Raw genomic sequence first — 12,545 nt, forward strand, 5'->3', positions numbered from 1 at the left:
ACATTCGCATATTGCGATGCTGACTGCCAGTCCGGTGTCAGGCCTGCTGGCGGCCGCCGCCGTTCCCGCCGCCGCGGCGGCGACGTCGACGGTTGGCACTCGGTTGGTCGTCGGCGCCGCGTCGCTGCCCCTGGCCTCGCGCCTGGCCGCTATCACCGCGACGCTGGCCGTTGCCGCCACGGCCGCCGCCACCGCGCCGGTTGCGGCCGTTCTCGATGGGCTCGGGCTTGGCGTTGGGGTCGGGCTCGAAACCGGGCTCGATGCGCTTCTCCAGATCGCGCTTGATCAGCCGCTCGATGCCCCTGAGCAGGCCGTGCTCGTCGACGCAGACCAGCGACACCGCCTGGCCCTCGCTGCCGGCGCGGCCGGTACGGCCGATGCGGTGGACGTAGTCCTCGGCGACGTTGGGCAGCTCGAAGTTGACCACGTGGGGCAGCTCGCTGATGTCCAGGCCCCGGGCGGCGATGTCGGTGGCCACCAGCACCTGCAGGTCGCCGCTCTTGAAGGCGGAGAGGGCCTTGGTGCGCGCCGACTGGCTCTTGTTGCCGTGGATCGCCATGGCCGGGATCTCCTGTTTGGAGAGCTGCTCGGCGAGGCGGTTGGCGCCATGCTTGGTGCGGGTGAAGACCAGCACCTGGTGCCAGTCATGCTGCTGGATCAGGTGGGCGAGCAGCTCGCGCTTCTTCTCGCGGTCGACCCGGTAGATCGCCTGGTCGACGGTCTCGGCGGTGGTGTTGCGCCGGGCCACCTCGATCTTCTCGGGACGGTCGAGCAGCTTGCCGGCGAGCGCCTGGATCTCGTCGGAGAAGGTCGCCGAGAACAGCAGGTTCTGGCGCTTCTCGGGGAGCAGGCGCAGCACCTTCTTGATGTCGTGGATGAAGCCCATGTCGAGCATGCGGTCGGCCTCGTCCAGCACCAGGATCTCCACCTTGGAGAGGTCCACGTGCTTCTGCTGCTGCAGGTCGAGCAGCCGGCCGGGGGTGGCGACGAGCACGTCGAGGCCCGGGCGGATGGCGTCCACCTGGGGCTGCTGGCCGACGCCGCCGAAGATCACGTGGCTCTTCAGGGTCAGGTGGCGGCCGTAGTCGGCCACGCTCTCGCCGACCTGGGCGGCCAGCTCACGGGTCGGGGCGAGGACCAGCGCACGCACCTGGCGCTTGCCGGGGCGCGGGCCGTCGGCCAGGCGCTGCAGCATGGGCAGGGTGAAGCCGGCGGTCTTGCCGGTGCCGGTCTGGGCGCTGGCCAGCAGGTCGCCGCCCTTGAGCACGGCGGGGATGGCTTGGCGCTGGATCGGGGTCGGGGTGGTGTAGCCCTGTGCCTCGACGGCACGCAGCAGTTCGGCACGCAGGCCGAGGTCGGAAAAGGTCATGCGGTCTCCGCAGAACGCCGCGGCCGTGCCACGCAATGCGCGTGGCCAGTCCCGGGCCGGGGCGTGAGAAATTCGGGGGTCAGGGCGCGGCAGGAGGGACTCGCTTGGGTGCCGCGTCGGCGCATTATGCCAGAACCCGCGCCCCGGCGCAGCTATTGTTGTCGGCGGGACCGGCGGATGGCCGCGGCGAGCTCGTCGGCGACCCTGTCCCAGCCCTGGCCCAGGGCGCGCACCAGCGCCGGGTAGCCGTCCGCCGCCAGCGCCACCTCGGCCGCCAGGCCCTCCATGGCCAGCAGGCTGCCGTCGGCATCCTCCAGGCGCCAGCGCCCGCCGATCACCGCCAGGCCGTCGTGACGACCCTGGAAGCGGTCGATCTCCAGGGCCAGGCGCAGGCTGTCGCCCTCCGCCTGGCCGGGACGCTCGAGGACGACCCGGGTGTCGGGCAGACGCGCCGCCAGGCGGTCGCGCAGGCCGCGCTGCAACTGGGCCGAGAGCGCCTCGGCCCACTGGTAGCCCTTAGCCTCCACCAGGGTGATGTCGTCGACCTGCATGACGATGCCCTCGACATCCAGGTAGTGAGCGAGCCGCGGCGGGGCGAGGCGCAGCTCGTGGGCCGCCTCGGCGCCGCCGGCGGCGGCGACCTCCACCGCCGGCAGGGTGTAGCGCTCGGGGGCCGGCGTGTTGCTGGCGCAGCCGGTGAGGGCGGCCAGCGGCAGGGCCATCAGCAGGGGGAAGAGCCAGCGCCTTGCCGTCATCTCGGGGTCTCCTGGGTTGCGTGATTCGGACTCGCTCTGCTCACGGTCGCGGTGCCCGGGGCACGGGATCCTCGGCGTCCAGGCTGTCGAAGAGCAGGGCGCGGGGGTTGTCGGAGAGGGTCCTCGCCACCGGCTGCAGGTCGCGCATCAGCCGCTCGAGGCGTTCCACCGCGCCGACCAGCTGCTGGTAGGCGGCGGACTCCGGGGAGACGCCCTCCAGGGTGTCGCGCAGCTCGGCCAGGGTGGCGTTGAGGTTGGCGGGCACCTCGCGGGTGCCGGGATCCTCGATCAGCTCGCGCAGCGAGGCGGAGAGGGTGCGCACCTCCGCGAGCATCGCCTCGGAGCTCTGCAGGTTGCGGTCGAGCCCCTCGAGCAGCGGCTCCACCTCCAGGCCGTTGAGCTTGGCCAGCAGCTCGGTGATCTGGGACTCGATCAGGGCGAAGCCGCCGGAGGTGGTGGGGAAGACGCGCTGCTCGGCGAAGGTCAGCGGCGCGTACTCCCCCTCCAGTTCGCGCTGGAAGTTGAGGTCCACGAACATCGCCCCGGTGAGCAGGTTGCCGCTCTTGAGGGTGGCGCGCAGCCCCAGTTCGAAGAAGCGTTCGTAGCGTTTGCGCCACTCCTCGATGTCCACCTCGCGGTTCTCGATCCCCAGCCGCTGGGGCTCGATGCGGATCAGCACCGGGATGGCGAAGCCGCTGCGCCCGGCCGGCTGCTGGGCGGTGAAGTTCCAGGGCACCGCGGCCACGGTGCCGACGCGCACGCCGCGGAACTCCACCGGGGCGCCGCGCGCGAGGCCGCGCACCGAGTCGTCCACCAGCAGCACGAACTCCAGGTAGCGGTTGAAGGTGCCCTGGCGGGCGTCGTCCTCGTCGGCGTAGAGCCGGAAGGTGGCGTCGGGCTCCACCTGCTGGCCCAGCGGCAGGTCCTCGGGTACGCCGAAGGTGACCCCGCCGCCGAGCAGGGCCTCCAGCGACTCCACGTTGACCCGGAAGCCCTCGGAGTCGAGGCGCAGGTCGACGCCGCTGGCCGACCAGAAGCGGGTGCTGTCGGTGACCAGGGTGTCGTAGGGGGCCTCGATGAAGATGCGGTGCTGCATGCGCCGGGTGGCGGCGTCGAAGGTCGCCTCCTCCACACGCCCCACGGTGTAGCCCTGGTAGGTGACCGGGTCGCCGACCCTGAGCGAGTTGCCCAGCTGGCTCACCAGGTTGATGCGCAGGCCGTCGGCGCCCGCCGGGGCCACCGGCGGTTGGTCGCTAACCTCGAAGCGGCGCGACTCCACCTCGCTCTGGCCCGGCTCGAGCTGGATATAGGCGCCGGAGAGCACGGTCCCCAGGCCGCTGATCCCCTCGCGGCCGACCCGCGGCTTGACCACCCAGAAGCGGCTGTCCTCCACCAGCATCGGCTCGCTGTCCGGGCTCATGCGCGCGGTGATCACCGCGCTTGAGAGGTCCTCGGAGAGGTGCATCTGCTCGACGCGCCCCACCTCGACGTTGCGGGTCTTGATCAGGGTGCTGCCGGCCTCGATGCCCTCGGCGTTGGCGATGGTCAGGGTGATCTGCGGGCCGCGACTGCGGTAGTTGTCCCACACCAGCCAGGCGCCGATCGCCAGCGCCACGATGGGCACGATCCAGATCGGTGAGAAGCGCGCCTGGGGGGAGGGGCGGGCGCGGTGCAGGGGGGAATCGGCGTCCTCTTGACGCGGGGCGTCGTCACTCATCCCGGGGTTCCTTCAGGGTGTCGTCCATGGGCAGGCGCGCGGGGCTCGGCCCCGTCCGTCGGCAGCGGGCTGTCCCACAGCAGGCGCGGGTCGAAGGTCATGGCGGCGAGCATGGTCAGCACCACCACGCCGCCGAAGGCCAGGGCGGCGGGGCCTGGCTCGATGGACATCAGCGCCCCGGCGCGGATCAGGGCCACCAGGATGGCGACCACGAAGACGTCGATCATCGACCAGCGGCCGATGAACTCGGTCAGCCGGTAGAGGCGGGTGCGGGCCACCGCGTTGAGCTCGCTGCTGCGTTTCACCACCAGGCAGAGCCAGGCCAGCGCCACCAGCTTGCCCACCGGCACGATCACGCTGGCGACGAAGATCACCGCCGCCACCGGCCAGGAGCCCATCTGGATCAGCTCCACCACGCCGCCGACGATGGTGGAGGGGTCGCTGCGCCCGAGGCTGGTGGTGGTCATGATGGGATAGAGGTTGGCCGGCGCGTACATCAGCGTGGCGGCGGCGAGCAGTGCCCAGGTGTATTGCAGGCTCTGGGGGCGGCGTGCGTGCAGGCGCTCGCCGCAGCGTTCACAGCGGCCGTGGCCGGCGGCGTCGAGGCGGCCGATCAGCCCGCAGGTGTGGCAGCCGGTGAGGCCCTGGCCGGCGGCGGTGGTGCCGGTGCGGGTGCCCGCGGGGGCGCGCGGCTCGCCGGCCAGCGAGAACCACATCCAGTCGGCATCCAGCGACTGGCTGGTCATCAGCAGCAGCACGGCGAAGGCGCAGAAGGCCCAGAAGGAGGCGCCCAGGTCGACGTCGGCCATGCCGGCGATCTTGATCAGGCTGACCAGGGCTCCGACGATGAAGACATCGGCCATCATCCAGGGCGTCAGCTGGGTCAGCGAGCGGGCGAGGGTGCGGCTGGCCGGCAGCGGGGCATCCCGCAACAGCCCCAGCTGCAGCCAGATCACCCCCGCCAGGTAGAGCGCCGGCAGCACGATGATGGTGAGCACCACCGCCCCGGCCACCACAGGCTGGTGGAAGCCGATCAGGGTGGTGGCGGTCTGGGTCAGTTCGATGCGGTTGCCGATGCCCCCCACGCTGAAGCTGATGAAGGGGAAGGCGAGCGCCAGCCCCAGGGCGATCAGCGCCGCCAGGGCCAGCGCCAGGCTGCGTTGGGCGGGGCGGAAGTGGCGGGTCACCAGGGTGTGGCCGCAGCGCGGGCAGTCGGCCTTCTCCCCCGGGCGCAGCGGCGGCAGCGCCACCACCCAGTCGCACTCCTCGCAGCAGCGCAGGCGGCGCCGCGCCCGCGCCTCGGGCGGCGTGCGCTCGACCCGCGGCGCCTCGCCCTGGAGCAGCGTCGGGGGCGTCAGGCGTCCGCGGAGGCGAAGGGGGGAGTGGGCCAAGGGCGGTCTCTCTCGGGCGATAATCATCGGCTGGCAGTCAGCGGAAGGCGACGGGTGTGCGGCGGCCCGGGCCTTCCCGCGATGCCCGGCACGGGCTTACACTGCGGCGGGCCGTGGTATGGATGAAGTGTGACATGTCGCCGCGGCCTCTACCATACGCTGGCATTCAGCGCTGAATGTAACGGGGATCCCCATGATAGTACCTGCGGTAGCGGTGGTGGCAGGCCTGGTCCTGCTGGTGTGGAGCGCCGAGCGCTTCGTCGACGGCGCGGCGGCTACCTCGTCGCGGCTGGGGCTCTCGCCGCTGCTGATCGGCATGCTGGTGATCGGCTTCGGCACCTCGGCGCCGGAGCTGGTGGTCTCGGCGCTGGCGGCCGGGCAGGGGAATCCCGGCCTGGCACTGGGCAATGCCTACGGCTCCAACATCGCCAACATCGGCCTGATCCTGGGCCTGGTGGCGCTGGTCTCGCCGCTGGCGGTGCACTCCGCGGTGGTGCGTCGCGAGCTGCCCGTGCTGGGCGCCGCCACCCTGCTCTCGGCGCTGCTGATGTGGGGCGGGGTGATCGGTCGCCTCGAGGGGGCGCTGCTGCTGGGGCTTCTCGCCCTCTTCATGGGGGTGAGCATCTGGCGGGCCCGGGGCGAGGGCGAGGACCCGCTGGCCGCCGAGACCGAGGAGAGCCTGGAGGTCCATCCCATGAGCCTCAAGGCCGGCCTGGCCTGGACCGGTATCGGCCTGCTGCTGCTGGTGGTCAGCTCGCGGATCCTGGTGTGGGGAGCGGTGGCCATCGCCCAGGGCTTCGGGGTCAGCGACCTGATCATCGGCCTCACCGTGGTGGCGGTGGGCACCTCGCTGCCCGAGCTCGCCTCCTCCATCAGCGCCCTGCGCCGCCGCGAGCACGACCTGGTGCTGGGCAACGTGGTGGGCTCCAATCTCTTCAACACCCTGGGGGTCGTCGGGCTCGCCGCGGTGATCACCCCCATCGAGGTGAGCAGCGAGGTGCTGCTGCGCGACTGGAGCCTGATGACCGCCATGACGGTGATGCTGGCGGTGTTCGCCATGGGTTGGCGGGGCCGCGAGGGGCGCATCAATCGCTACGAGGGCGCGGCGCTGCTGTCGATGTTCGTCGCCTACACCGCCTGGATGGTCAACCTGGTGGTGAGCGGTGGCGGCTGAGGCGAGGCGGGTGCGACAAGGCGCCACGCAACTTCCTCGCCCATCTGCCTGTCGAGACGGGTAGACTGTTCTGAAGTTAAGGAATAATTAAATAACTAAAATGCATTTTCGGGGCGCTGCCGTGCGCCTCGCCACGGCCTGCTAGGCTGAAGCGGTACCTCAGGTGGCCAGGTGGAATGCGTCATGGTGTCTGCGAGACTCGGCACCAGAGGCACAACACGCTTCCCAGCGTGCATCCGCATCCCTTGCGTCCGGCTCGTGTCACCCCTGAACCGAGGCAAGCGTCATGGAACTGGATCCCCTCCTGCTGTCGCGACTGCAGTTCGCCTTCGTGGTCTCCTTCCACGCCATCTTCCCGGTGTTCACCATCGGCCTGGCGTCCTACATCGCCGTGCTCAACGGCCTCTTCTACAGGACCGAGAACCCCGCCTGGGACCGCCTGGCGCTGTTCTGGACCCGGGTCTTCGCCGTGGTCTTCGGCATGGGGGTGGTCTCGGGCATCGTGATGTCCTTCCAGTTCGGCACCAACTGGAGCAACTTCTCCCACACCAGCGCCAACTTCCTCGGGCCGATGCTGAGCTACGAGGTGGTCACCGCCTTCTTCCTGGAGGCCGCCTTCCTCGGCGTGCTGCTGTTCGGGCGCGGCAAGGTGCCCCAGGGGGTGCACCTCTTCGCCGCCATCATGGTGGCCGTGGGCACCTTCATCTCCTCGTTCTGGATCCTCTCCGCCAACAGCTGGATGCAGACCCCGGCGGGGGTGGAACTGATCGATGGCCGCTTCCACGTCACCGACTGGGCGGCGGCGATCTTCAACCCCTCCTTCCCCTGGCGCTTCAGCCACAAGGTGATGGCGTCGTTCGTCACCGGCGGCTTCGTGGTGGCCGGGGTCAGCGCCTGGTACCTGCTGATCGGGCGTGACGTCGAGGCCAATCGCCGGGCGCTCTCCATGTGCCTGTGGCTGCTGCTGATACTGACCCCCGCCCAGGCGGTGATCGGCGACTTCCACGGCCTCAACACCCTGGAGCACCAGCCCACCAAGGTGGCCGCCATGGAGGGCAACTGGGAGACCCAGTCCAACGTGCCGCTGCTGCTGGCCGCCTGGCCCGACCAGCTGGCCCAGGAGAACCGCTTCGAGATCGGCATTCCCAACCTGGCGAGCCTGATCCTGACCCACCATGCCGACGGCGTGGTGCCGGGCATCAGCGAGGTGCCGCCGGAGGAGCAACCGCCGGTGTGGCTGGTGTTCTGGTCGTTCCGGGTGATGGTGGGCATCGGCCTTGTGATGATCGCCGTGGCCGTGGCCGGGCTCTGGCTGCGTCGCGGCGGGCGGCTCTACCACCATCGTGGCTTCCTGCAGGTGCTGCGCCTGATGAGCGTGACCCCCTTCGTGGCGGTGCTGGCCGGCTGGTTCGTCACCGAGACCGGCCGCGCCCCCTGGCTGGTCTACGGCATCATGACCCATGCCGAGGGGCTGACGCCGTCGCTCACCGGGGGCATGGCGCTGTTCACTCTGGTCGGCTATGTGGCGGTCTACGCCGTGGTGTTCGCCTGCGGCACCTACTACCTGACCCGGGTGGTGCGCCAGGGCATGCTGCCCGAATCGCCCGATGACGACGGCGCCGAGGCGCACCACGCCAAGCGTCCCTTCTCCGCCGCCAACGCCCGCTTCGACGACGACGCGGCCCCGACCTGGAGGCAGTGACATGGCATCCTTCGACCTCTCCCTGATCTGGGCGCTGATCATCGGCTTCGGCGTGATGATGTACGTGCTGATGGATGGCTTCGACCTGGGACTGGGCATCCTCTACCCCTTCGCGCCCAACGAGGAGGCCCGGGACGTGATGATGAACTCGGTGGCGCCGGTGTGGGACGGCAACGAGACCTGGCTGGTGCTGGGCGGCGCCGGCCTCCTGGGCGCCTTCCCGCTGGTCTACTCGGTCTACCTGCCGGCGCTCTACATCGGGGTCTTCCTGATGCTCGCCGGGCTGATCTTCCGCGGCATCGCCTTCGAGTTCCGCTTCAAGTCGCGGCGCAACCGGGTGTGGTGGAACCGCGCCTTCTGCTGGGGCTCGGCGGTGGCCGCCTTCGCCCAGGGGGCCGTGGTGGGCGCCTATATCCAGGGCTTCCCGGTGGAGGACTTCGTCTACGTCGGCGGCGCCCTGGACTGGCTGACGCCCTTCACGCTGCTCACCGGGCTGAGCCTGATGACCGGCTATGCGCTGCTCGGTGCCACCTGGCTGATCCTCAAGTCGGAGGGCGAGGTGCAGCGCTGGGCCTACCGCATCACCCCAGCCCTGCTGGTGGCGGTGCTGGTGGCCTTCGCCGCCATCAGCGTCTGGACCCCGCTGGTCGACCCGGCGGTGTTCGAGCGCTGGTTCGACCACCTGCATCTCATCTGGGTGCTGCCGGCGCTCGCCCTGGGCTGTGCGGCCTGGCTGGCGATGGCGGTGCACCGGCGCCAGGAGGGGCAGCCCTTCGTCGCCACCCTGGGACTCTTCCTGTTCACCTACCTGGGCCTGGTGGCCAGCAAGTGGCCGGTGATCGTGCCGCCGGACTACACCATCTGGGACGCCGCCTCGGCTCCCGAGTCGCAGCTCTTCCTGCTGATCGGTGTGCTCTTCGTGATCCCCATCGTGCTCGCCTACACCGCCTGGACCTACTGGGTGTTCCGCGGCAAGGTCCGCCCCGGCGACGGCTACCACTGAGCGGTGGCCGAGGCGCGGGAGCCGCGGCAGGCGGCGCGCTGGCTAGCGGCCCATGCCGCCCTCGAGCGGCGCCGCCTCGCCCTGGCGGTGGCCGCCGGCGTGCTGGCCACCCTGGCCACCCTGGCCCAGCTGCTGCTGCTGGCCCGCTTCGTGGGGGCGCTGCTGGTCGAGGAGGCGCCGCTCGCCACGCTGCTGCCGCTGGCTATCGCCATGCTGGGGCTGGTCGTCCTGCGCAGCCTGGCGCTGTTCGCCCAGGAGCGCCAGGGGCTCGCCGCCAGCCTGGCGCTGCGGCGCCGGGTGCGCGGCGAGCTGCTCGACCACCTGGCACGCCTGGGGCCGGCGGGACTCGCCGCGCGGCACACGGGCGCGCTGGCCAGCCAGCTGGTGGAGCAGGTGGAGGCGCTGGATGGCTATGTGGCGCGCTACCGTCCCCAGCTGGTGCTGGCGCTGCTGCAGCCCCTTGCGGTGCTCGCCGTGGTGGCCTGGCTCGACTGGCTGGCGGCGCTCTTCCTGCTGCTTTCCGCCCCGCTAATTCCACTCTTCATGGCCCTGGTGGGCATGGGCGCCGAGCGCCTCAATCGCGAGCAGTTCGTGGCGGTCTCGCGCCTCTCCGGCCACTTCATCGACCGGGTGCGGGCGGTGGCCACCCTGCAGCTCTTCGGCCGTACCCGGGAGGCCACCGCCGAGGTTCATGCCGCCGCCGACGACTACCGCCGGCGCAGCCTGCGCACCCTGCGCCTGGCCTTCCTCTCCTCGGCGGTGCTGGAGTTCTTCGCCTCGGTGGCCATCGCCGTGGTGGCGATCTACGTCGGCTTCGGCCTGCTCGGCTACATCACCTACGGCCCCTCGCCCCAGCTCACCCTGGCCAGTGGCCTGGCGGTGCTGCTGCTGGCGCCGGAGTTCTTCCAGCCGCTGCGCGTGCTTTCCCAGCACTACCATGACCGCGCCGCGGCCCTGGGCGCCGCCGACGGCCTGGTGGCGCTGCTCGACGAGGATCCCGATGCCCTGCGCGGCAGCGCCGAGGCGGCCCCGCCGGCGCCGGCGGGCCGCCTGGTGGTGCTGGAGGGCGCCTGCGTCGACTACCCCGGGCGCGGGCGCGTGCTGGGGCCCCTGGACCTCGCCCTCGCTCCCGGCGAGGTGGTAGCGGTCACCGCGCCCTCGGGAGGCGGCAAGTCGACCCTGCTGGCGCTGCTCGCCGGCTTCCTCGGCCCCGCCGAGGGGCGGCGGTGCACGGCCCCTGGGCTACGTTTCGCCTGGATGGACCAGCGCCCGCTGCTGGTTAAGGGCAGCCTCGCCGACAACCTGCGCCTGGCCGCCCCCGATGCCGACGATGCCAGTCTTGTCGAGGCGCTGGAGCGCGCCGGCCTGGCCGAGCTGCTCACACGCCTGCCGGAAGGCCTGGCCACGGCGGTGGGGGAGCGCGGCGCCGGGCTCTCCGGAGGCCAGGCCCAGCGCCTGGCGCTGGCCCGGGTCTTCCTCTCCGACGCCCCCCTGGTGCTGCTCGACGAGCCCACCGCGAGCCTCGATGCCGATAGCGAGGCGGTCGTGGTGGCGGCGCTTCGCCGGCTGGCCGAGGAGGGGCGCTGCCTGGTGATCGCCACCCACCATCCGGCGCTGATGGCGCTGGCCGACCGGCGCCTGGCCCTGGACGCTTCCCCGGGAGAGGGCGCATGAGCCGACACGATCAGAGCCCCGTCGGCCTGCTCGCCGAACTCGCCCCCTGGCTGCGGCTGCTGGCCCGGCGTCGCGGGCGGCTGGCCGGCGGGGCGGGGCTGATGGTTCTGACCCTGGTCTCGGCCATCGGCCTGCTGGCGCTCTCGGGCTGGTTCATCGCCGCCACCGGCCTCACCGGGCTGCTGCTGGCCGCGGGGGTGGCGGCGCGGCTGGACGTCTACCTGCCCGGGGGCGGCATCCGTGCCTTCGCCGTGACCCGCACCGTGGCGCGCTACCTGGAGCGGCTCTATAACCACGACACGGTGTTGCGCCTGCTGGCCGACCTGCGCGGGCGCCTGTTCGCCGTGGTGGCCGGCCTCGACGCCGACGCCCTCGCCCGGCGTCGCGCCAGCGACTGGCTCGGCCGGCTCACCGCCGACATCGATACCCTGGACAGCCTCTTCCTGCGCCTGCTGGCCCCGGCGGGTGTGGCGCTTGCGGCGATCCTCGGCCTCGGTGCCTTCCTGGCCCTGTTCGCCCCCGCGGTGGGGTTCAGCGTGGCGGCGCTGCTGCTGGTGGGCTGGGGCTGGCTGGTGGTCGGGCAGGCGCGGCTCGGCATGGCCGCCAGCCGGCGCCAGGTCGAGGGCCGTGATGCCCTGCGCGGCCGCCTGGTGGAGCAGCTGCAGGGGCTGGCGGAGCTCGAGGCCTATGGCGCCCTGGCGGATCATCGGCGCCGCCTCGCGGCGCTCGAGGCGGCGCTCTATCGGGACCAGCGCCGGCTCGGCAGCCTGGTGGCGCTGGGCAACGCCCTGGTGGCGCTACTGGTGGGGGGCGCGTCGCTGGCGGCGCTGTGGCTCGCCGCCACGGCCTGGCAGGCCGGCGCGCTCTCGGGGCCCCTGGTGGTGATGATGCCCCTGGCGGTGCTGGCGATGAACGAGGCGCTGGCCGCCCTGCCGGCGGCCTTCACCTGGCTGGGGGCGACCCGGGGCGCGGCGGCGCGGCTCAACGCCCTGCGCCGGGCTGCCTCGCCGCCCCCGTCCGGGGAGGGCGGCGCGACCCCGCTCGCCGGGCCACTCTCGGTCGAGATGGCGGCGGTGTCGCTGCGCTACCCCGGCGCGTCGTTGCCGACCCTGGAGCGGCTCTCCCTGCGCCTGGCCCCAGGCGAGCGGCTGGCGCTGTGCGGCGCCTCGGGTGCGGGCAAGTCCAGCGTGGCGTCGCTGCTGCTGCGCCGGCTCGCCCCCGACGAGGGGCAGATCCGGCTGGGCGGGGTGGCGCTCGCGGCCTGGCCCGAGGAGGCCCTGCGCCGACGCGTCGCGGCGCTGACCCAGCGGGTCGACCTGCTCGACGACAGTCTGGCCGCCAACCTTCGCCTGGCGGCTCCGGATGCGGAGGAGGGCGCGCTGTGGGCGGCGCTCGCCTGGGTCGAGCTCGCCGACTGGGCGGCGGCGTTACCGGAGGGGCTCGCCACCCGGGTGGGTGAGGGCGGCCGGCGCCTCTCCGGGGGCCAGGCGCGGCGCCTGGCCCTGGCGCGGCTGCACCTGATGGCGCCCGACCTGGTGCTCCTCGACGAACCCTTCGCCGGCCTCGATGCCGAGACCGTGGCGCGCCTGGGCCCGCGCCTCGACGCCTGGCTCGCCGGTCGCACCACGCTTTTCCTGGTGCATCAGCTGGATGGCGGGGCCTTCGACCCGCCGGGGATCGATCACGCCCTGACGCTGGTCGAAGGGCAGCCCGGGGGCTATACCTGAGCCAACGCCGCTCCCCCGAATCCGACCTCAAGG

Annotated in this window: 9 protein-coding genes; 5 read left to right on the forward strand and 4 right to left on the reverse strand. The window is 72.0% G+C overall.

What is annotated here, in order from left to right; translation table 11 throughout:
- Positions 1 to 37: 37 nt before the first annotated feature.
- From BLP95_RS05180 to BLP95_RS05195, 4 genes are all read right to left on the reverse strand, one after another.
- Positions 38 to 1,369, reverse strand: coding sequence for a DEAD/DEAH box helicase (locus tag BLP95_RS05180; RefSeq protein WP_089677367.1), 1,332 nt, complete (start codon positions 1,367 to 1,369; stop codon positions 38 to 40).
- Between the two features lie 152 nt (positions 1,370 to 1,521).
- Complete coding sequence (locus tag BLP95_RS05185; protein WP_089677368.1) at positions 1,522 to 2,124, reverse strand: PqiC family protein; 603 nt, start codon at positions 2,122 to 2,124, stop codon at positions 1,522 to 1,524.
- Positions 2,125 to 2,164: 40 nt separating this feature from the next.
- Positions 2,165 to 3,841: an intermembrane transport protein PqiB gene (pqiB, locus tag BLP95_RS05190; protein WP_089677369.1), complete on the reverse strand. Its 1,677-nt coding sequence runs from the start codon at positions 3,839 to 3,841 to the stop codon at positions 2,165 to 2,167.
- A complete protein-coding gene (locus tag BLP95_RS05195) occupies positions 3,838 to 5,184 on the reverse strand; it encodes a paraquat-inducible protein A (RefSeq protein ID WP_245678699.1) in 1,347 nt (448 codons plus the stop codon). Before BLP95_RS05195 ends, pqiB begins: the two co-directional genes overlap by 4 nt.
- Before the next feature lie 241 nt (positions 5,185 to 5,425).
- On the opposite strand from BLP95_RS05195, the gene BLP95_RS05200 reads away from it, so the two are divergent.
- The 5 genes from BLP95_RS05200 (at position 5,426) to cydC (ending at position 12,512) form a co-directional block, all read left to right on the forward strand.
- Positions 5,426 to 6,406, forward strand: a complete 981-nt coding sequence (locus BLP95_RS05200) for a calcium/sodium antiporter (protein ID WP_089677371.1) — start codon at positions 5,426 to 5,428, stop codon at positions 6,404 to 6,406.
- A 286-nt stretch (positions 6,407 to 6,692) separates the two neighbouring features.
- Positions 6,693 to 8,108, forward strand: a complete 1,416-nt coding sequence (locus BLP95_RS05205; protein ID WP_089677372.1) for a cytochrome ubiquinol oxidase subunit I — start codon at positions 6,693 to 6,695, stop codon at positions 8,106 to 8,108.
- 1 nt (position 8,109) lies between these two features.
- Positions 8,110 to 9,111, forward strand: coding sequence for a cytochrome d ubiquinol oxidase subunit II (gene cydB / locus BLP95_RS05210; protein ID WP_089677373.1), 1,002 nt, complete (start codon positions 8,110 to 8,112; stop codon positions 9,109 to 9,111).
- A gap of 3 nt (positions 9,112 to 9,114) precedes the next feature.
- On the forward strand, positions 9,115 to 10,785 hold the full coding sequence (cydD, locus tag BLP95_RS05215; protein WP_089677374.1) for a thiol reductant ABC exporter subunit CydD: 1,671 nt from the start codon (positions 9,115 to 9,117) through the stop codon (positions 10,783 to 10,785).
- A complete protein-coding gene (cydC, locus tag BLP95_RS05220) occupies positions 10,782 to 12,512 on the forward strand; it encodes a thiol reductant ABC exporter subunit CydC (RefSeq protein WP_089677375.1) in 1,731 nt (576 codons plus the stop codon). The genes cydD and cydC overlap by 4 nt, the downstream gene beginning before the upstream one ends.
- Positions 12,513 to 12,545 lie beyond the last annotated feature (33 nt).

The sequence above is a fragment of the Halomonas shengliensis genome (assembly GCF_900104135.1).
Lineage (GTDB): Bacteria > Pseudomonadota > Gammaproteobacteria > Pseudomonadales > Halomonadaceae > Halomonas > Halomonas shengliensis.